Genomic DNA, 19,793 nt, shown 5'->3' with positions numbered 1-19,793 from the left:
GCGTCTCAGCTGGTGGAGAAGGTGAACCAGTTGACGTTGACGAAGTCGGCGGGCTGACCGCTGCTGAAGGTCAGATACACCGTGTGCGTCCCGGTCACGGCCGAGATGTTGGCGGGCACCGTACGCCAGCTCTGCCAGCCACCCGTGTTGGCGAGGGCGAAGTCCCCGATGGGAGCGGCGGTGGGGCTGTCCAGCCGCACCTGCACCAGCCCGCTCACCCCGGCCGCGGCCCCGGACGCCACCCTGGCCCTGAACTGGCGGGCGGCCTCCGTCCCGAAGTTCACCCCGTCGAAGCGGAGCCAGTCGCCGTTGGCGATCGCCCCGACGTTCTGCCCGCCGCCCGTGTCCGTGGTGGTCTCGACGATGGTGCCCGACTGCGCCTGGTACCGCTCGGCCTGGATCGTCGAACGGGCGTCGACGCCCCCGGGAGGAGGGGTGGAGCCGCTTCCGCTCTGCCACACCGCCACGTAGTCCACCAGCATCGATCGCCCGGGCACGGTCGCCGCCGTGGGCGTCCGGCCGCCGAGCGCGTCGGGGAAGGCCCCGCCCATCGCCACGTTGAGCAGCAGGAAGTAGCCCGCGTGCCCGGTCATGTCGCTCCAGGTCCCCGCGTCGAACTGCGACTGGCTCACGCTGTGGAACTGCTGCCCGTCCACGTACCAGCGCAACTGGTTCGGGCTCACGCTGCGGTCCCACTCGAAGCGGTAGGTGTGGAACGCCGCCTGGCACGTCGAGCCGGGGCAGGCGCGGTTGGCGCCGAGGCCGGTGGTCTCGTTGCACGGGCCGCCCGGGTTGACGCCGCAGTGGAGCACGCCCCAGACGGCGTTGATGCCGTTGACGTTCTCCATGATGTCGAACTCGCCGATCCCCGGCCAGTTCCAGTAGTTCCCCCGGTACGGCGCCCCGAGCGCCCAGAACGCCGGCCAGTAGCCCAGCGCGGCGTCGCCCGTCACGTTCGGCATCTGGATGCGGCCCTCGATGCGCAGGACGCGGCCGTCGGCGGGCTTGAAGTCGGCCCGCCTGGTCTCGATGCGGGCCGAGGTCCACTCACCCGAGCCGCTGCGCTGCGGCGTGATGCGGAGGTTGCCGCCGCCGTCGAGGCTCAGGTTGGCGGTGCTGGAGGTGTAGTTCTGGACCTCGCCGGTGCCCCAGTTGGCGGGGCCGCCGGGGTACGAGTGGCCGGTGTCGATGATCCAGTCGGCCGACGAGGGCAGCGTGCCGGCCGTGCCGTTGAAGTCGTCCGACCAGACCAGCGACCAGCCCGACGGGGTGGGCGGAACGGCGGCCGAGGCGCTGACGGCCACCTTGACGAGCAGGCCGCTGAGCGCCACGAGCACCACGGCCACGGCCGCCAGGCGACGCCGGGGCCGGATGGCTGTTGTCATCCTTGCTCCATGGGGGGTGGGGGCCCGGGACTGAGAGAGCGCTCTCTGAGCCGATGTCAACACACCCTTTACCTGCTGTCAATGTTCCGCCCGGGGAGTGCCTGAGCCCCGAGCGCGAAGCGCTTCTCTGGGAAGCCCTTTGTGCTCGGGGCGGGCGTCAGCAGGCCCACGTGGTAACTGAGCGACGGGCCGGGCGGCCCTGGCCCACCTACCCCTTGTCCGCCTCGCCGGTGGCCTGCTCGAGCTGGTCTTCGGGGGAGGCTTCAAGGTCCTGTTCGGCGTCGGCGCCGGCCTGGGCGGAGGCCTTGTCGAGGCGCACCCAGCTCGTCACGCTCTCCACCGCGAACAACACGAAAAGGTACGCCGTCAGCACGGCCAGCACGGGCGTCAGCACGCCGAGCGCCGCTCCCACACCGATGATCAGCAGCCGCAGCTCCCAGCCGAGCCCCGCGTGGAACACCCAGGCGGGCGGCCAGATGCTCTGCCGCGTCCGGTAAACGGTGTCATACGTGTGGTAACCCACGACATAAACCAGCACGAAAAGCAGCCACTTGGGCGCGTCGGCGGCGAGGCCGATCGCGATCATGGTGAGGAACTCGGCGGCGCGCAGCAGCGGCGGCGTGAGCCAGTCGAAGCGGCCCAGGTGGTCACGCGGCGTGGTCGGCAGCACGAGCAGCAGTGTGGTCACGACCGGGAGAAGCAGGACAGGGCCGGGCTGGAGCACGCCGGCGACCACGAAGGCGGCGACGAGGAGGAGGGCGACGAGCGTGCCGGCCACGGGCGGCAGGCCCCGGCCGAGCTTGCCGGCGAGGGCGTTGGCAAGCGGGCCGTCGTCACGGTAGGCGAGCAGGCGGGCGGTCTGGATGCGGCGGCGCTCCTCGTCGGGGTCCGGCGTGGGGGTGGCCATGGCCTGCGGTTGGGTGATCATACGAGCGACCTCATGAGGCGTCCGGTGAGGGTGTAGGCGGCGGCGACGGAGCCCCAGATCACCAAGGTGAGGAAGGTGATCCGGGCGTCGAAGAGGGCGGCGGTGATCGCGATGGCCGCGAACCGCTCGCCGATGGGGAACACGATCATCTTGCGCGCCCAGTGGACGGCACGGAACTTGCCGGCCTTGGTCCACATCTTGAGCAGGCCACGCAGGCCCTGGCTCCGCTCGACCTTGCGGCGGGTGAGCGCCTGGCGCAGCTCGCGGTCGTCGGGGGCGTCAAGCGGCAGCGTGGGCAGCTTGGCGGGCGGCTTGCGGCGGTTGGCGACGCCGAAGGAGAAGTCGAGCAGGTGGCGGGTCGACTGCAGGCCGAGCGCGGCCAGCGCCAGGATCCAGATCTCCTCGCCGTTGCCCGAGACCACCCAGCCGATGGCCAGGCCGGCGAAGACGACGTACTCCTTGAACCGGTCGAACGTGGCGTCCAGCCACGCCCCCAGCACGCCGAACTTGCGCGCGTAGCGGGCGACCTGCCCGTCCACGCAGTCGAAGACGAACGCGAAGTAGATCAGCACGCCGCCCAGCACCATCCACGGCCGGTCGCCGGTGGCGAAGCAGGCGGCGGCCGCCACGCCCAGCACGATCGAGATCAGCGTCACCTGGTTGGGCGTCAGGCCGCGCCTGGCCGCCCAGCGGGCGATGAAGCGGGAGTAGGTGGAGACGAAGTACGTGGTGAAGAAGCCGTCGGCGCCCTTGACCGCGTTGTTGAGCCTGGCCCGGTCCTCGTCCATGCCGGCCATCTCGGCGCCGGCCTCGTTGACCTCTTCCTGGGTGGTGACCCGGCGGTAGAACAGGTCGCGCCGGCCCCTGATGCCGACCGACACGCCGTTGCGCACCAGGCCGAACACGATGAGCTGCACCAGGTCGTCGTCCTCGCCGAACGTGGCGGCCATCGCGGCCAGCTCGCGGCAGGTCTGCGCCAGCACCGGCGCGTTGCGCGCGCTCACGTGCAGCGGGCCGAGCAGGATCGCGTTGGGCCTGGTCACGGCGTGGCTCGCGGTGCCCACCGACACAACGCGAGACTTGCCGACGCGCGAGCGCACAGGCAGCCCTTCGAGGCGGGTGAGGCCGATCTCGGGGTCGGCCTCGTCGATCGGGACGTGGTCCTCAGGGCCGTTGTCCTCCTGCTCCTCATCTGTCACCTCCGGACGCGGCTCCTTGGCGACGAGCGCCAGCGCACCGCGCTTGGCCTTGGTGATCTGGTAGATCAGCTCGTCGTGGACGACTGAGTTCTCCGGGATGATGAAGAGGTTCTCCGTCGCGGACTCCGCGACGTCGGCCAGTGCGCGCAGGGCGGCGGCCACGTCGCCTGACTCGATCGTGGCAAGCCGTGGATCCAGGGAAGTGAGCTGGCTGCGTAGTCGCTCGGCCACGGAGGGATTGCCGGGTATCGCGGCCAGCCTCAGGCCGGTCGGAGAGGTGTCGGGGCCGGGCGAGGCGCCCAGCAGGACCACGCGGGTCATGACTCCCTTTCGAGGCGGTATCGGGGGGTTGAACAACGGGTTATGCGGGGACAGGCGTCAAAGTCTAATGATGGTGACGTAAAGTCGCGTCATCAGAGCATGCCCGTAACATGGCTTCGATCCGGCCGTAAGATGTTCGAGTGAGTCTCTACCGTGACGAAGGCGTAGTTCTACGCACACAGAAGCTCGGTGAGGCCGACCGCATCGTCACCATCCTGGCAAAGCGCACCGGCAAGATCCGGGCCGTGGCGAAGGGCGTGCGCCGCACGACGTCCCGCTTCGGGGCCAGGCTGGAGCCGTTCACCCACGTCGACCTGCAGCTGCACACCGGGCGGACGCTCGACGTCGTCACGCAGGCGGAGACCATCAGGCCCTACGGCGAGGTGCTGGCCGCCGACTATCCCCGCTACACCGCGGGCAGCGCGATGCTGGAGACCGCCGACCGGCTGACGCACGGGGAGAAGGAGCCGGCGCTGCGGCAGTTCCTGCTGCTGGTGGGCGGGCTGCGCACGCTCGCCGACCGCGGCCACGAGGCCCGGCTGGTGCTGGACGCGTACTTCCTGCGCTCGCTGGCCGTGGCCGGCTACGCCCCCGCGCTCGACGCGTGCGCCAAGTGCCGGACGCCGGCGATCAGGGCGTTCGCCATCGTCGCCGGGGGAGTGGTGTGCGGGGCGTGCCGGCCGGCCGGTGCGGCCGTGCCCGCGGGAGAGACGATTGGGCTCATGACGGCGCTGCTGCGCGGCGACTGGGCCACCGCCGACGCCTCGGAGCCGCGCCATCGCAGCGAGTGCAGCGGGCTCGTGGCCGCATATCTGCAATGGCACCTCGAACACGGAATACGCTCTCTCCGACACGTCGAAAGGGAGCCTGTGTGAACGTACGACCTCCGACCCCGCATCCGTCGGGCGCGACACCGCCGCCGATCCCGCGCGACCTGGTGCCCCGGCACGTCGCCATCATCATGGACGGCAACGGCCGCTGGGCCAAGGCCCGCGGGCTGCCCCGCATCGAGGGGCACAAGGCGGGCGAGTCCTCGCTGTTCGACGTCATCGAGGGAGCGCTCGAGCTGGGCATTCCCTATCTGAGCGCGTTCGCGTTCTCCACGGAGAACTGGAAGCGCTCGCCCGACGAGGTCCGCTTCCTCATGGGGTTCAACCGTGACGTGATCCGGCGGCGGCGCGACGAGCTCAACGCCATGGGCGTGCGCGTGCGCTGGGCGGGCAGGCCAGGGCGGCTGTGGAAGAGCGTCATCTCGGAGCTGCAGACCGCCGAGGAGATGACGGTCGCCAACCGCAAGCTGACGTTGCAGTTCTGCGTCAACTACGGCGGGCAGGCCGAGATCGTCGACGCGGCGGTCAAGCTGGCCGAGGACATCGCGGCAGGGCGGGTCAAGCCGTCGAAGGTCAACGAGAAGGTGTTCGCGCGTTACCTGGACGAGCCCGAGATCCCCGAGGTGGACCTGTTCGTGCGCTCGTCGGGGGAGCAGCGCTTCTCCAACTACCTGCTGTGGCAGTCGGCCTACGCCGAGATGGTGTTCCTCGACCGGCTGTGGCCCGACTTCGACCGCCGGGACCTGTGGGAGGCGTGCGAGATCTTCGCCAAGCGCGACAGGCGGTACGGCGGGGCGATCCCCAACCCGGTCTGACCGCTCCCCGGGTCTTCCGGCCACATCACCACCTGCGGCGTCAGCCTGCGGGCGTATCCGCCTGGCCGCGTAACTATACGTGGGTATAGCCTGCTGTTCGTCGGAACAGTCAGCTGTACCCATGAATAGGAGCTGGTAGCCGATGGCTTCCGCACGCCGAGACGGCCTGGGGCGCGCCCTCGCGGGCACCGGCCACCTCGTTCGCCTGGCACTGCGCCGCGAACGGGGCATCGCGCCCTGGTGGATCCTCCTGATCGTGACCCTGGCCCTGGTGATGGTGTCCTACGTCAACAGGAACATGGGCACGTACGAGCTGAAGGTCACCTACACCGAGCTCGCCACCAGCAACGTCTTCCTGCGGGCGCTCGGCGGTGGCCTGCCCGAGCCGCGGCTGGAGGTGCTCGCGACGTGGCGCAGCGGCGGGTTCCTGTACGTGGCGAACGCGCTGGCGGCCGTGATGTCGATCATCCGGCACACCCGCAGGGAGGAGGACGCGGGCAGGATCGAGCTGGTCCGGTCGGGCGTGGTGAGCCGCCACGCCCCCCTGACAGCCGCCCTGCTGGTCGCGGGCGGGGTCAGCCTGGCCGCCGGCGTGCTGACCGCGGTCGTGCTGATCGGGATCGGGTTCCCGGTCGCGGGGTCCGTCGCGTACCTGGCCGCGATCACGGTCGCGGGCTGGGTGTTCGCGGCCGTCGCCGCGGTGGCCGCCCAGCTCGCGCGCAGCGCCCGCACGGCCACCGCGATCGGCCTGTCCGTGCTCGGCGCCGCCTACGTGATGCGCTACGCCGGCGACGCGACCGGGCAGCACTGGCTGAAGGCGCTGTCCCCGATCGGCTGGAGTCATCTGGTGCGGCCGTACCAGGACGAGCGGTGGTGGATGCTCGGGGTGCCGGTCGTGGCCGGCGCGATCCTGTACGCGGTCGCGTACCGGCTGCTCGACCGCCGCGACCTCGGCGCGGGCCTGCTGCCCGAGCGCCTGGGCCGGGAGTCGGCGCCGGAGCTGCGCGGCCCGATCAGCCTGGCCTGGCGGCTGCACCGCGGCCTGCTGGCGAAGTGGGCGGCCGGGGTCGCGTGCTTCGCCGCGGCCGGGGCCGGGCTCAGCCCGCTCACCGAGGACCTGCTCTCGCGGCCGAGCATCGTGGTGGAGAACATCATGCACGGCCTCGGCATCTCCGACGAGGGCAAGACGCTGGCCGCCTACTCGTGGTACCTGATCCTCATCATCTCGTACGCCGTCGCGCTCCACCCGGTGCTCATGACGCTGCGGCTGCGTTCGGAGGAGACCTCGGGCCGCGCCGAGACCGTGCAGTCCACCCCGATGACCCGCCTGCGCTGGGCGGCCGGTCACCTGGTCGTGACGGGGCTCGGCACGGCGGCGCTGATGGCCGTCGCCGGGCTCGTGTTCGGCACGCTGTACTCGCTGCTGGTCGGCGACCTCGTCACCGACCTGCCCCGTTTCCTGGCAGGGGCGCTGAGCACCGTGCCGGCGGCCTGGTGCGTGGGGGCGGTCTGCATGCTCGCGTACGGGCTGCTGCCGCGGGCCAGTGTGGCGATCTCCTGGATCGTCTGGCTCCTGACCGCCGCGCTCGGCAAGGTCGCCGGTCCCCTGTACGGGGTGTTCGACGGTGTCCCGCTGGAGCCGTTCCACTACATCCCGAACGCGATGATCGGGACGTCCTTCGACGCGCGCCCCACCCTCGCGCTGGTGGCCCTCACGGCGCTGCTGCTGGGCGGCGCCCTCGCGGCTCTGCGCCGCCGCGACTTCGGCTGAGTGGTCTAGCATGTCGTGCCTCTCGACAAGATCGGAGGGCGCATGGGTGGCCATTCCATCGAGGTGCGGTCCGACGTCGTGGTCAAGCGGTACCGGTCGTCGGGCCACGACGAGCCCGGACGCGAGTGGCGGGCCCTGCAGCTGCTCGACGAACACGATCCCGGCCTGGCTCCGGCGCCGGTGACCGCCGAGCTGGCGGCTGATCCCCCGACCGTGGTGATGTCCCGCCTGGACGGCGCGGCCGTGAGCGGGGAGATCACCGGCAAGCTCGTCGACGCCCTGGCCGAGGCCGTCACCGGCGTCCAGCAGGCGATCCCGCGGCGGGTGCTCGAGCGGGTGCCGCCGCGTGCCGGGCACCCGGTCGAGCTCCTCCGGCTCGTCCGCGAACGGGCGGCGGCGGCCGAGCCTGATCCGGCGATCGCCGAGGCGTTCCGCGCGGCCTCGGCCTGGGTGGCGCGGCCGGCCCTGGAGGAGCTGCTCGCGCGGCCGGGCACCCCCGGTGTTCGGCACCGGCGACGGGAACATCGCCAACTACCTGTGGGACGGCACGAAGGTCCGGGTCATCGACTTCGAGTACTCCGGCCGCAGCGATCGCGCGTTCGAGCTGGCCGAGGTCACCGAGCACATCGCGGTCTGGGAGAACGACCCGGCCGGGATGACCGCCGTGCTCGAGCGGCTCGAGCTGACCGCCGGGGAGGCCGCCCGGCTCACGGAGTGCCGCCGGCTGATGGCGCTGTTCTGGCTGTTGCGAGTCCGCAAGGAGATCCGGTCCGCGCAGGCGGACCGGATGCTGGCCCTGCTACAACCGGGATGAGCGACGCTCAGAGGGCGTCGGCGAGGCGGTCGACCTGGTCGGGGTCGCTGCCGTAGCAGTACAGCATGACCTCGTCGGCGCCGAGGTCCGCGTACTGGGCGATGGCCTGGCGGATCTCGCCGGGCGTGGTGAGCATCCCGGAGACCATCCGGTCGGCCGTGCCGGTGAACTCGTAATAGGCGCTCATGGCCGCACGGGCCTGGGCGACCACGTCCTCGGAGCCGAGCGCGACGTTGACCTGGGTGACGATGCGGGGCGCGCCGGAACGCCCCGCGTCCTTCCAGAACCGGTGCACGGTTTCGATGAGCCCGCCGGCCCAGGACGGCGGGGCGGCGGCGAGGAAGCCGTCTCCCCAGCGGGCCACCCGGGCGAGCGCGGCCGGCTGGAAGCCGCCGAAGAGCACCTCGGGCCCTCCAGGGCGGGCGGGGAGTGGCCCGATCGGGCCGGCTCCGTCGCCGTAGGGCTCGCCGGACCACAACCGGCGCATGACGGCCATCTGCTCATCGAGCCGGCGTCCCCGGGTGCGGAGGTCGGTGCCCGCGACCTGGTGGTCGTCCTCGCGGCCGCCGATGCCGATCCCGAGGACCAGCCGGCCGCCGGAGATCCGGTCGAGGGTCGCGGCCTGCTTGGCGAGCAGGGCGGGCTCGCGCAGCGGCGCGAGCAGGACTTCGGTCTGTACGCGTACGCGGGTGGTGGCTCCGGCGATGACCGCCAGGGCGACCAGCGGCTCGGGGTTGTCGTAGACCAGCCGGTCGAGGAGACCGAGGGTGGTGAAGGGGCCGGCATCAGCGCGGCGGGCCCAGTCGAGCAGTGCCGCGGGGTCGCTGATGGGCAGGCCGAGACCGACGTTCATGAAGTTCCTCCGTGAAGGGGCATGCGAAATCGATGCCGCCCCTCCAGGACCTCCACGACGGGGGAGGCAGGGCTCCCGTTCTGCGGCGCACTTCTGGGGAGCTCCTGATCAAGTAAGGCCCACCTTAAGGGGACGCAGCCACGCTGGGCAACTCAGCTGGTGGCGCCGATGTTCGGCGGTGTGTCGCGCGGGATCGGAGTGCCGTGGATGTCGCGATCGCCGTCATCGTGGATGGCGAGACCGGCGCCGATGGCCGGGGAATCGCTTTTCAGCCGGAATCCGAGCAGGTTTTCCGGATTGACGAATTCCGGGTCCGCGACCACGGGGTTGGCGTGGTGTGGCGGCACGGCGACGTTGTGGTAGAGGTTGTGGTCGTAGACGCCCACCGCGTCATTGATGGCCGAACCTTCTGCCCGCCCGGAGAAGATGTTGTTGGTGAAGGCGATCGGCGTGTGGTCACCGCGGCTGCCGACGATGACGTCGGCGGCGGGGCTGTGGATCACGTTGTTGTAGAACTTCACGTTCCTGATCGCGTTGGCGCAGCCGTTGGCGACGACGGGGATCTCGAAATCCCCCAGGAGCAGGTCCTTGTCGTTCTGGCTGATGTTGTACCGGACCGTCGCGCCATCGGTGTGCGAGCCGGGGATCGCGCAGAACAAAATGAACGGGCCGTCGTTGTCGTGGCTGTAGTTGTGCTGGTAGACGAGGCCGGAATTGCCCGAGTCGACGCTGAGCGCGAAGGACGGCGGAGTGGCGCAACCGCCCGTGATCTCGTTGCACTGCACGATGGGGCGGATCGAGTTGGACGCGAGAATTCCGGCACGGGATTCCGCCGTGCGCAGGCCGAATCCGTCGACCTTGTTGTTCTCCGTCAGCGAGTCCATGCCGTTCTGCACGAGGATCCCGTCACCGCCGAGCCCGCTGAGCTCGTTGCGGAAGATCCGCACATTGGTGATGGGTACGAAATGATTGGTGCCGGCCGAAAACAGTTCATGGCGATTCCACTGCGACAGCGTGCCGATGCCGATGTTGTCGACGTCGGACACGGTGCAGTGCGAGACCTGGATCCCGTCGAATCCGGTGGCCACCTCGGAGCCGGCGGCCTTGAACACGATGCCGCCGCTGTTCTCGAGGTCGGCCTTCAGCGCATCGGGGCCGGCCACGTCGTGGACCACCACATCGTCGACCACGTAATGCCGGCCGATGCCGTAGTCCTCCAGCAGAACGTAGATGCCCGCGCGCGCGGTCGCATCCCTGGGGCCGGGATTGGAGACGTCGAGCTCGCGGATCTCCCAGCCTTCCACGTTGTGCAGGAACACGGCGGCGCGGGCCCCGCCGCCGCTGATGGCGGGGCGGTCGCCGGTGCCGTAGGCGCCGATGACGATGGGGTTTCCGGCGGTGCCGGACCCTCGCGGCTTCAGCACGCCCTGATAGGTGCTCCCGCGGCGGAACAGGAGCGAGTCGCCCGGTTTGAAGACGACCGAGTTGACCTGCTCCAGGGTCCGCCACGCCGCATGCGAGGACAGGCCGGTGGCGGAATCGTCGCCTGAACGGGAATCCACGTAGTAGCGCAGGCCGGTGGCGGCCGGAGCGCTGGCTCGATGAGGTGGGCTCTGCACCATGAAGCTCACTCCAGAAACGGGGACAGCCCCCTGCGGGAGGGGGCTGTCATGGGGACGGTCAGCTGACACAGGGCCCTTGGTAGGCGCCGATGTTCGGCCCGCTGGCAGGCACCTGGGAGCCGAAGATGTCGCGGCCGCCGTTGTCGGCGATGGCAAGCCCGGCGCCGATGGCGGGCGAACCGCAGGCCAGCCGGTATCCGAGGATGCTGTCCAGGCCGGTCCCGCTTCCCGGATTGACGAAGTTCGGGTCCGCGGTCACGGGGTTGGTGTGGTGGGACGGCACTTCGACGTTGTAGTAGAGGTTGTTGTCGTAGATTCCGACCGAGTCGTGGATGACCGAGTTTCCTGCGCGGCCGAAGAAGATGTTGTTGGTGAATTGGATGGGGGTGTGGTCGCCGCGGCTGCCGGAGATGACGTTGGCGTTCGGGCTGTAGATCACGTTGTTGTAGAACTTCACGTTCGGGATGCCGACGTCGCAGCCGTTGGCGACGACGGGGATCTCGAAGGTGCCGAGGAGCAGGTCCTTGTCGTTCTGGCTGATGTTGTAGCGGACGACCGCGCCGTCGGCGTGCGAGCCGGTGAACGCGCAGAACAGCATGAACGGACCGTCGTTGTCGTGGCTGAAGTTGTACTGGTAGACGGTGTTGGAGTTGCCGGCGTCCACGCTGAACGCGAACGACGGCGGTGTGGCGGCGCCGCCCGTGACCTCGTTGTACTGCATGACCGGCCGGTCGGAGTTGAACGCGACGACTCCGGCGTGCGAAGCGCTCGCCCGCAGGCCGAACCCGTCGACCTTGTTCCATTCCGTCAGCGAGTCGACGCCGTTCATCACCAGGATGCCGTCGCCGCCCTGGTCGGAGACCAGATTCCAGGTGACGCGCACCTTGGTGTTCGGCACGAAGGTGTTGGTGCCCGCGGGATACAGTGCCCGCTTCGACCACTGGGAGACGATGCCGATGCCGACGTTGTCCGTCCCCGAGACGATGTTGCGGGTGATCTCGATCCCGTCGAACCCGGTGGCCACCTTGGAGCCGGCGGCCTTGAACACGATGCCGCCGCTGTTCTCGAGCTCGGGCTGCAGGCAGTCACAGCCGGGCACGTCGTGGACCTTCACACCGCTGATCTTGTAGTACTTGCCGATGCCGAAGTCCTCGAGCAGGACGTAGATGCCCGCCCGCGCGCTGCTGTCCCGGGTGGCCGGGTTGGAGATGTCGAGATCGCGGATCTCCCAGCCCTGCACGTTGTACAGGAACACGGCGGCGCGGGCACCGCCGCCGACGATGGCGGGACGGGCTCCCGTGCCGTAGGCGCCGATGACGATGGGGCTGGTGGCCGTGCCGGACCCCTGCGGCTTCAGCACGCCCTGACAGGTGGTCCCGCGGCGGAACAGGATCGAGTCGCCCGGCTTGAAGACGACCGAGTTGACCTTCGCCAGGGTCCGCCACGCCGTGCTCGTGGACAGGCCCGATGCGGAGTCGTTCCCGGAAGCGCAGTCGACGTAGTACCGGGTGCCGGCGGTGGTCGTCGTCGACGCTGCCGCCTGCGCGGGGGCACCGGCCATGACGAACGCGCTCATGACGGCGATGAGTAAGAGAATGTGGGCAGCGGGGCCACGGCTCCTCCGCACGATTTCCGACGTGTTATCCATGTGCTTTGCTCCAAGAAGGTATTGCTTGGGTCCAGGAAGGGACGTGGGAGCGAGTCTGAACCGACCGGCTCGACGGCCGCTCGATTAGGGCTGAACGGCCCATTCCTGGTGCCGCCAGGCGGCATCCGCGAAGGCCCATTCAAAACGCGCGCCAATGAGAAACTGCTCGACGAGCCGCTTCCTGTCGGTCTCCGAGCACTGAGCGCCCACCTCGTCGACCATGGCGAGGTAGGCGTTCACGTAGCCCTCGTAGTCCCCGCCGGGCGGATACTGCGCGACCCACGAGGCGTAGCGGGATCCGGGTTCGCAGCGCTCCCGCAGATCGTCGGAGACGAAGAGATGAAACCAGCTCATCGGCAGCAGACCGGCGATGCCGGCGGCGAACGAGATGGTGGGCGCGGCGAGCATGAAGGACGTGTAGGCGTGGATCACCGGGCGGGCCGCGGGACTGTCCTGACCGGCCAGGCGAAGCCCGGCGGCCAGGTCGGACAGTCCCGCGGCCAGCTTGGGCAGCGAGCCGAACGTGGCACTCGCCGCTGAGCAGAGCAGAGTGCCGTGCTCGTCCCGCTCGGCGAGCGCCGCGCACCGGGCCAGCGCCCGCGCATAGGTGGGAACGACGTAGCGGGCGTCCTGCTCGGCGAAGTACCACAGTGATGACGGCGGCAGCGTGCCCGCACGCAGGCCCGTCCAGAACGGATGGTCCTTGACCTTGGCCACCAGCGGTCGCGCGATCGCCGACAGTTCCGCCCGCATGGACATCAGCGCGCCGCCGCCGTCACGCTGAGCCCGCCGGCGACCCGGCCGAGGACCTCGGCCAGCACCTGCTCCGCGTCGGCCGCGCCGTCGCCCCGCCAGGCCACGAACGCGTCCGGCCGGACCAGGACGGCGCCGTCACGGGCGATGCCGAAGGTGGCGGCCCAGTCGTCGTCCTGCGGGACATAGTCGCCCTCCGCGCCCAGCCGTACCGCACGCAGCGGCACGTCAGTGTGCTCGGCGAGCTTGGCCGCCGCCTCGTGCCAGGCACCGCCGTCAGGACCGGTGAGCAACACGTACGAGTCCCAGAACAGGTCGATGGTGGACAGCCGCTCGCCGTCGCGCTCCAGCCAGACGTGCGGCGCCCGGGTGCCCGGCTCGCCGGTCAGCTCCAGCGGCGCGGTCAGCGTCGGCCTCGGCGTCTCGGTGACCACCGCCTGGGAGCGGTAGCGGTAGCCGAGCGTGATGATGATGTCGTCGACCATCTCGTTCCGGACGTCTTCCGTGGCGTACCCGTGCCTGATCCGGTTCCTGACCATGGCCTGCTGGGCCATGGCGGCGCCCACCGCGTGGCGCTCGTCGTGATAGGTGTCGAGCAGCTCGGGGCCCGCCCAGCCGTGCAGCGTGGCCGCCAGTTTCCAGGCCAGGTTGTGCGCGTCGTGGATGCCCGTGTTGGCGCCGAACCCGCCCGCGGGCGGGTGCACGTGGGCGGCGTCCCCGGCCAGGAACACCCGCCCGACCCGGAAGCGCTCCGCCACCAGTTGCGCGCCCTCCCACGGCACCTTCGCCATGATCTCGACGTGCATGTCCGGCTTGCCGGACGCGGTGCGGACGATCTCCACGCAGCGCTCATCGGTGAAGTCGGCCGGGGACTCGCCCTTGTCCGGGTGGTAGATGGGGGCGGCCAGCCAGGGATCGCGCCCGTGCAGCCGGGACAGCCCGGTCATCGTCCCGCCGGCGGTCGCATAACACAGGATGAACGGCCGGTCGGCCAGGATCTCCTCCAGCTCGGGCGCGCGGAAGTAGATGCTGAGCGCGTTGAACACGGTGCCGAGGCCGGTCCGGGAGACGCCGAGGATGTTGCGGACCGAGCTGCTCGCGCCGTCCGCACCCACGAGGTACTGCGCACGGACCGTCGTGACCGTTCCGCTCGCCACGTCCTCCACCTGGGCGGTCACGCCGTCGTCGTCCTGCTCGATCGCGCGCAGCCTGGTCGCGAAGCGCACCTGGCCGCCGTACTCGCGGGCCTTGTCCGCCAGCACCACCTCGTAGCGGTCCTGGCCGCAGCCCATGACCCGCTCCGGGCTGATGGCCACGCCGTCCAGCGACGGAGCCTCGAGCACCTCGGCGTCGGCGATCTCGGAGAAGGTGTTGACCCGCAGGATCCCGCCCTCGAAGAACGGGTGCGAGTCACCGATCTCCAGCGCCCGGACCTCCTTGCCCAGCCCCGCCGCCCGGAAGATCTCCATGGTGCGGGCCTGCAGGCCGGGCGCGCGAGGCAGCATGGAGGTCTCGCCACGCTTCTCGACGACCAGGGTCCTGATCCCGTGACGGCCCAGGAAGACCGCCGTGGACAGGCCGACCGGGCCGGCGCCCACGATCAGCACCGGCACGTTCTCGTCGTACATCAGATTCCTCCATCGACGTTGATCGTCTCGCCGTTCACGAACCGCGACAGGTCACTGGACAGGAAGGCGACGACTCCGGCTATGTCCGCGACGTCCCCGAGCCGGCCGAGGGGGATCATCTTCTGGTAGCGCTCGAGCACCGCGGGCGGCGTCGGCTCCTCGGTCTGGATCGGCCCCGGCGCCACCACGTTCACGCGGATCTGCCGCGGGCCCAGCTCCTTGGCGAGGGAACGGGTGAGCCCGACCAGGCCGGCCTTGGTGGCCGTGTAGTGGGCGCGCAGCGGGATGCCCACGGTGGCGACCCTGGAGCCCACGAAGATGACGGAAGCACCCTCGCTGAGCAGCGGCAGCGCGCGCTGCGTGACCAGGTACGGCCCGCCCAGGTTGTTGGTCACGACGCGCTGCCACTCCTCGAGCGGGAGCTCGGCGAACGGCACGTGGCTGATGACCCCCGCGTTGTGCACGACCACGTCAAGGGACCCGTACGCGGCGCGGCACTGCTCGACGAGGTCTTCGACGTCCGCCGGGTTGCTCACGTCCGCTCTGACCAGGTGGTGGTCGCCACCGGTCTCCTTGAGTTCGCGGGCCAGGCTCGTGACGGCCTCGCCCTCCGTGCGGTAGCACGTCACCACGTCGGCACCCGCGCGGGCGAGGCCGAGCACGACGCCCCGCCCTATGCCGCGCGAACCGCCGGTCACGAGGATCTTCTTTGCGGTCAGATTGAGCTCCATCGTCCATGGCTCCTGTGACATCTAGAGGAGGAGCGCCGCCGCCACGAGGTTGGCGATCAGCGCGGCCAGCGAGAGCACCACTCGCGCGGTGTTCCAGTTCTTCCAACGGACCCGCGGATCGCGTTCCGGCCAGTCGTTCGGTTGGCTCGCCGGGTCCAGCGCGGTCACGTATTTGTTGATCGGGACGTTCTTCACCAGGGAAATCGCCATAAGCACGGCCAGCAGTGCGGCGGCCAGCCAGAACAGGCCCGCCGCGGCCGCCCGCTCGCCGGAGCTCATCACCGCCAGGGCGATGTCCAGCCCGAACGCCAGCGCGTTCATGATGGGCAGGAACGGGTCGTAACGCGGCCACAAGAACTTGATCAGGTCCACATACCCCGCGTACGGCAGGCGGAGGGCGAAGGCCGCCAGCCCGATCGCGTTGCCGAGCATGACGCCGGTCGCGACCCCGTTCGCGAACAGCGCCAGCGCGAGGAGCGCCCCGGTCATCCCGCGCCCTGCGGGGCCGCCGCTGCTGCCTTCTCCACCAGCCCCTTGATCCGGTTCATCTGGATCGCGGTGTTGTGGTTCAGGTACGCGGTCATCCCGTCGTCGTCCGCCGGGGCCTGCGGCTTCATGTGGAAGTCCTGCACCCAGCGCATCCGCACACCCTCAGGGACCTCGCGGTACTCCCAGAAGATGTTCATGTACTCGAACGGGCCGGTCTCGACCCGGTGCGCGCGCACCTCCCGCTTGACGGGGTCGGGGGTGCGCTGGGAGACCCAGCTCCACACCGTGCCGTCCTCGTCGGGGTGCATGGTGAGGCGGAAGGTGATCGTCTCGCCGTCGCGCTCCAGGATCTCCGCGGCGGCGTACTCGCTGAACAGCTGGGGCCACGAGGCGACGTCGTTGGTCATCTCCCAGACCAGGTCCATGGGGGCCTCGATGACGATGGCGTTGTCCGTGTGTCCGGCCATGGCAGGATTCCTCCGTTCAGCTCGCCAGACGAACGTTGACGTAGTCGGCCAGGGCGCGGGGCGTGGGAAGCTGCTCCACCACGTCGTCGGGGATCACGACGCCGAGGTGGTTCTGGAGCTTGGCCGTCACCTCCAGCACCGCGAGCGAGTCGTAGCCGAGGTCGACGAACGGCACCTCGGAGATGTCGTCGCCGAGGTTCACGTTCTCGGCGGCGCCGGCGCACTCGATCATCGTGGCTTTGAGGTCCTCGACGGTGAAGGGAGTGGGAGTGGTCTGGGTCATCTGGTGCTCCGTTCGTTCGTGACGATGACTGCCGCGTTGAATCCGCCGTGGCCGCGGGCGACGACCATGGCGGTGCCGAGGTCCGCCTCGCGTGGCGCCCCGCGGACCAGGTCGATGTCGCACTCGGGGACCAGCTCGGTCACCCCGGTCGTGGGCGGGATGACGCCGTCGCGAATGGCCAGCAGGGCGCTCGCGAGGTCGAGGGCCGCGCCGCCCGCGTAGAGCCGCCCGGTCATGGTCTTCGGCGCCGTGACCGGCGGGCGGCCCGGGCCGAACACCGCGCGGATCGCCGCGGCCTCCTGCAGGTCGAGCTCCGGCACGCCGGCCGCGTCCGCGAAGATCACGTCGACGTCGCCGCCGGTCAGCCCGGCGTCGGCGAGAGCCAGCTCCATGGCCCGGCGCAGGCCGGGCTCGCGGCCCGAGCCAGGACGCGGATCGAAGGTCGAGGCGTAACCGGCGATCTCCCCGTAGACCCGCGCGCCCCGGGCCCGCGCGTCCTCGGCGTTCTCGACGATCAGCATCGCGCCGCCCTCGCCCGGCACGTAGCCGGACGCGCCGACCCCGAAGGGCAGGTACGCCGTGCCGGGATCGGTCGACTCGCTGAGCCGCCCGTTGCTGTACTGGGCGGTCAGGCCGTAGGGGCACAGGGAGGCGTCGGTTCCGCCGGTGACCACCAGCCGGGTGCCGTTCCTGACCAGCTGGCGTGCCTGGCCGGCCGCGTCCAGCCCGCCCGCCTGCTCGGCGCAGATGACCCCGCAGGGTCCGCGCATCCCGTGGCGGATGGAGATCTGGCCGGTCGTGGCCGCGTAGAACCACGCGATCGACTGGTACGCGCCGACCCAGGAGGGCCCCTTGGACCACAGCAGCTCGATCTCCCGCTGGCCGAACTCGGTCCCGCCGGAGGAGCTGGCGGTCACCACGGCCATGTCGTACTCGGGGATGGCCGAGGGGTCGGCGCCCGCGTCCTGCAGCGCCCAGGCTGCCGCGGCCAGCCCGAGGTGGGTGCCGTGGTCCGTCTGCGGGATGAGCCGGCTCGGGATGTGCTCGCCGGCGGTGAAGCCGCTCACCTGCCCGGCCAGCCGGACCGGGTAGCCGGAGGCGTCGAAGCGGCTGATCTCCCTGATGCCGCTCTGCCCCGCCAGCGTGGCCGCCCAGTACTCCTCGATGCCGAGCCCGTTCGGCGCCGCGATCCCGAGTCCGGTGACGACAGCCTGCCTGGTGGTTGTCTCGCTCATGCCGACCTCACGATGGCCATGGCGGTCTGGAAACCGCCGAACCCGCTGCCGACGCTGAGCACTCCGTCGATCGCGTGCTCCCGCGCCGTGAGCGGCACGTAATCGAGATCGCACTCGGGGTCCCGCGTGTGCAGGTTCGCCGTCGGCGGCACCACCTGGTGCTCGATGGCCAGCGCGCAGGCGGCCACCTCGATGGATCCGATGGCGCCGAGGGAGTGGCCGACCATGGACTTGATGGAGCTGACCGGCACCTCGTACGCACGCCGGCCGAGCGCGCGCTTGAAGGCCGCGGTCTCGTGCCTGTCGTTCTGCTTGGTCCCCGAGCCGTGCGCGTTGATGTAGTCGATGTCCGAGGCGTCCAGCCGCCCCATGTCCAGGGCGTTGCGGATCGCCTCGGCCATCTCGCGGCCGTCCGGTTTGAGCCCCGTCATGTGGTACGCGTTGCTGCGACTGGCGAATCCCGCTATTTCGGCATAAATGTGTGCGCCGCGCGCCAGGGCCGCCTCCCGCTCCTCCAGGACGAACACGGCGGCCCCCTCCCCGAGGACGAACCCGTCCCGGTGCGCGTCGAACGGACGCGACGCGTGGGCCGGATCGTCGTTGTTGGGAGAGGTCGCCTTGATCGCGTCGAAGCAGGCCGCGGTGATGGGCGAGATGGGCGCGTCGGTGGCGCCGGCGATCACCACGTCGGCACGGCCGGTCCAGATCTGCTGGGCGCCGTTGCCCACCGAGTCCAGCCCCGCCGTGCAGCCCGTGGAGATCAGGGAGACCGGCCCCTCGGCGCCCGCCGCCCAGGCGACCTCGCACGCGATGGTGCTCGGCGCCATGTATCCGTACAGGTGCCGCACCACGTAGTCGGGATCCACCAGCCAGCGCCGGCCGCCGTCGCTCAGCACGACGTACTCCTCTTCGAGGCCCATCGTGCACCCCACGGCGCTGCCGATGCTGACCCCGATGCGCTCCGGCGGCACCCCCTCGAGGCCGCTGTCGGCCAGCGCCTCCCTGGCGCACACCACGCCGAACTGCGCGGCCCGGTCCATCCGGCGGATCTCCGCCGGGCTCAGCCCCTCCGCGGCCGGGTCGAAGTCGGCCTCGGCTGCGACGCGGGAGCGGAAGCCGGACGCGTCGAACAACGAGATCGCACGGGTGGCGGTGCGGCCCTCGGACAGCAGATCCCAGAACGCCTTCGTTCCGATGCCGCCCGGGGCCACCACGCCGATCCCGGTGATGACGACGCGCCTGTCAGTGCGCATCAGTTCGGCCCTCCAACATCAGGTACCGCGTGCTCCGCCCCGGGGTTCGGCAGCGGCTCGGTGTCGACGTGGCCGAGCTCGGGCCGCGGCGCCAGCGGGCTCAGGTGGAAGACCGCGTACACCTCTTCCGCGCCGTCGTTCCAGACCCGGTGCGGCACACCCTTGGGCACCATCAGCCCTTCGCCGGCCTCCAGATCCAGCACCTGAGTGCCGATCCTGGCGGTGAGCCGGCCGCGCACCACGAAGAGGAACTCCTCGGAGTACGGGTGATAGTGCTCGGCCACGAACTCGCCGGGGACGAGCGTCAGCGTGCCCATGAACCCGGAGGTGGAGGCGACCGTCTTCGGGCTGAGCACCACCCGGATGTCACCTCCGCGGCGCCGGTTGGCGGCCACGTCGTCCGCGCGCACCTTGGCCACCACGGCGAGCTTCTCCGCTGCGTCACTCACCGTTCGCCTCCCAGACGTAGAAGGGGTTGGCCATGGCGTCCTTCGGTTCGCGCCAGTTCGGGTCGTAGGGCCGGATGTGCTGCGCCAGCCGCTGGTTGATGTCGTCATAGAGCGGGTGGCTGCGCGCCTTGTAGAGATTCGGCGTGATGTCGTCATCCGCCTCCACCAGGTGGAAGTAGAGGTCGTGGAAGCGGAAAAGCGTGCGTCGCGACACTCCGATCATCCGGGGCAGGTCCGTGGAGTCAGAGTCCCTGAAGATCTGAGCCACGTTGTCAGCCTCGGCCGGTTCCATGCGGGCGACGATCAATGTCCGATGCAC

Annotated in this window: 20 protein-coding genes; 4 read left to right on the top strand and 16 right to left on the bottom strand. The window is 70.2% G+C overall.

From position 1 onward, the window contains the following. Positions 1-5: 5 nt before the first annotated feature. The 3 genes from ACIBVN_RS08880 to ACIBVN_RS08870 form a co-directional block, all read right to left on the bottom strand. On the bottom strand, positions 6-1,385 hold the full coding sequence (locus ACIBVN_RS08880; RefSeq protein ID WP_397134208.1) for a glycoside hydrolase family 16 protein: 1,380 nt from the start codon (positions 1,383-1,385) through the stop codon (positions 6-8). A 208-nt stretch (positions 1,386-1,593) separates the two neighbouring features. Next, complete coding sequence (locus ACIBVN_RS08875) at positions 1,594-2,313, bottom strand: DUF5941 domain-containing protein (RefSeq protein ID WP_397134206.1); 720 nt, start codon at positions 2,311-2,313, stop codon at positions 1,594-1,596. Beyond that, positions 2,310-3,833, bottom strand: a complete 1,524-nt coding sequence (locus tag ACIBVN_RS08870) for a CDP-alcohol phosphatidyltransferase family protein (protein ID WP_397134204.1) — start codon at positions 3,831-3,833, stop codon at positions 2,310-2,312. The genes ACIBVN_RS08875 and ACIBVN_RS08870 overlap by 4 nt, the downstream gene beginning before the upstream one ends. A 140-nt stretch (positions 3,834-3,973) precedes the next feature. Between ACIBVN_RS08870 and recO the strand changes: the two genes are divergently transcribed. The 4 genes from recO (at position 3,974) to ACIBVN_RS08850 (ending at position 8,063) form a co-directional block, all read left to right on the top strand. Further along, a complete protein-coding gene (gene recO / locus ACIBVN_RS08865) occupies positions 3,974-4,708 on the top strand; it encodes a DNA repair protein RecO (RefSeq protein ID WP_397134202.1) in 735 nt (244 codons plus the stop codon). After that, positions 4,705-5,478, top strand: a complete 774-nt coding sequence (locus ACIBVN_RS08860) for an isoprenyl transferase (RefSeq protein WP_397134200.1) — start codon at positions 4,705-4,707, stop codon at positions 5,476-5,478. The genes recO and ACIBVN_RS08860 overlap by 4 nt, the downstream gene beginning before the upstream one ends. 142 nt (positions 5,479-5,620) lie before the next feature. Further along, complete coding sequence (locus tag ACIBVN_RS08855) at positions 5,621-7,249, top strand: ABC transporter permease (protein ID WP_397134198.1); 1,629 nt, start codon at positions 5,621-5,623, stop codon at positions 7,247-7,249. 346 nt (positions 7,250-7,595) lie between these two features. Further along, entirely contained in the window at positions 7,596-8,063 is a 468-nt protein-coding gene (locus ACIBVN_RS08850) for a phosphotransferase family protein (RefSeq protein ID WP_397134196.1), read from the top strand. Positions 8,064-8,070: 7 nt separating this feature from the next. Here the strand turns inward: ACIBVN_RS08850 and ACIBVN_RS08845 are convergent, their stop codons facing one another. The 13 genes from ACIBVN_RS08845 to ACIBVN_RS08785 form a co-directional block, all read right to left on the bottom strand. Next, positions 8,071-8,916 carry an LLM class flavin-dependent oxidoreductase gene (locus tag ACIBVN_RS08845; protein WP_397134194.1) on the bottom strand — a complete coding sequence of 282 codons (846 nt, stop codon included), beginning with the start codon at positions 8,914-8,916 and terminating at the stop codon, positions 8,071-8,073. A gap of 152 nt (positions 8,917-9,068) precedes the next feature. Beyond that, positions 9,069-10,538 (bottom strand): hypothetical protein, encoded by a 1,470-nt coding sequence (locus ACIBVN_RS08840; protein ID WP_397134192.1) that lies wholly within the window; start codon positions 10,536-10,538, stop codon positions 9,069-9,071. A gap of 58 nt (positions 10,539-10,596) precedes the next feature. Further along, the gene (locus tag ACIBVN_RS08835; protein WP_397134190.1) at positions 10,597-12,114 is read right to left on the bottom strand and encodes a hypothetical protein; all 1,518 of its coding nucleotides are present in this window, start codon (positions 12,112-12,114) and stop codon (positions 10,597-10,599) included. 156 nt (positions 12,115-12,270) lie between these two features. Then, entirely contained in the window at positions 12,271-12,939 is a 669-nt protein-coding gene (locus ACIBVN_RS08830; protein ID WP_397134188.1) for a TenA family protein, read from the bottom strand. A 5-nt stretch (positions 12,940-12,944) separates the two neighbouring features. After that, positions 12,945-14,567, bottom strand: coding sequence for an FAD-dependent monooxygenase (locus ACIBVN_RS08825; RefSeq protein ID WP_397134186.1), 1,623 nt, complete (start codon positions 14,565-14,567; stop codon positions 12,945-12,947). Then, a complete protein-coding gene (locus ACIBVN_RS08820; RefSeq protein ID WP_397134184.1) occupies positions 14,567-15,298 on the bottom strand; it encodes an SDR family NAD(P)-dependent oxidoreductase in 732 nt (243 codons plus the stop codon). Before ACIBVN_RS08820 ends, ACIBVN_RS08825 begins: the two co-directional genes overlap by 1 nt. 21 nt (positions 15,299-15,319) lie before the next feature. Further along, positions 15,320-15,787, bottom strand: a complete 468-nt coding sequence (locus tag ACIBVN_RS08815) for an anthrone oxygenase family protein (protein ID WP_397134182.1) — start codon at positions 15,785-15,787, stop codon at positions 15,320-15,322. Continuing rightward, a complete protein-coding gene (locus tag ACIBVN_RS08810) occupies positions 15,784-16,254 on the bottom strand; it encodes an SRPBCC family protein (RefSeq protein WP_349455524.1) in 471 nt (156 codons plus the stop codon). The genes ACIBVN_RS08815 and ACIBVN_RS08810 overlap by 4 nt, the downstream gene beginning before the upstream one ends. Positions 16,255-16,270: 16 nt before the next feature. Further along, positions 16,271-16,537 (bottom strand): acyl carrier protein, encoded by a 267-nt coding sequence (locus ACIBVN_RS08805; RefSeq protein WP_397134179.1) that lies wholly within the window; start codon positions 16,535-16,537, stop codon positions 16,271-16,273. Next, positions 16,534-17,772, bottom strand: coding sequence for a ketosynthase chain-length factor (locus ACIBVN_RS08800; RefSeq protein ID WP_397134177.1), 1,239 nt, complete (start codon positions 17,770-17,772; stop codon positions 16,534-16,536). The genes ACIBVN_RS08805 and ACIBVN_RS08800 overlap by 4 nt, the downstream gene beginning before the upstream one ends. After that, on the bottom strand, positions 17,769-19,025 hold the full coding sequence (locus ACIBVN_RS08795) for a beta-ketoacyl-[acyl-carrier-protein] synthase family protein (RefSeq protein WP_397134175.1): 1,257 nt from the start codon (positions 19,023-19,025) through the stop codon (positions 17,769-17,771). The genes ACIBVN_RS08800 and ACIBVN_RS08795 overlap by 4 nt, the downstream gene beginning before the upstream one ends. Next, positions 19,025-19,474 carry a cupin domain-containing protein gene (locus ACIBVN_RS08790; protein WP_349455520.1) on the bottom strand — a complete coding sequence of 150 codons (450 nt, stop codon included), beginning with the start codon at positions 19,472-19,474 and terminating at the stop codon, positions 19,025-19,027. The genes ACIBVN_RS08795 and ACIBVN_RS08790 overlap by 1 nt, the downstream gene beginning before the upstream one ends. Beyond that, complete coding sequence (locus ACIBVN_RS08785; RefSeq protein ID WP_397134173.1) at positions 19,467-19,793, bottom strand: TcmI family type II polyketide cyclase; 327 nt, start codon at positions 19,791-19,793, stop codon at positions 19,467-19,469. Before ACIBVN_RS08785 ends, ACIBVN_RS08790 begins: the two co-directional genes overlap by 8 nt.

The sequence above is a fragment of the Nonomuraea sp. NPDC049400 genome, from assembly GCF_044466425.1.
In the GTDB taxonomy this organism is placed as follows: Bacteria; Actinomycetota; Actinomycetes; order Streptosporangiales; family Streptosporangiaceae; genus Nonomuraea.
The sequence above is the reverse complement of the archived record's forward strand: the minus strand, read 5'-3'. Positions and strand labels throughout refer to the sequence as shown.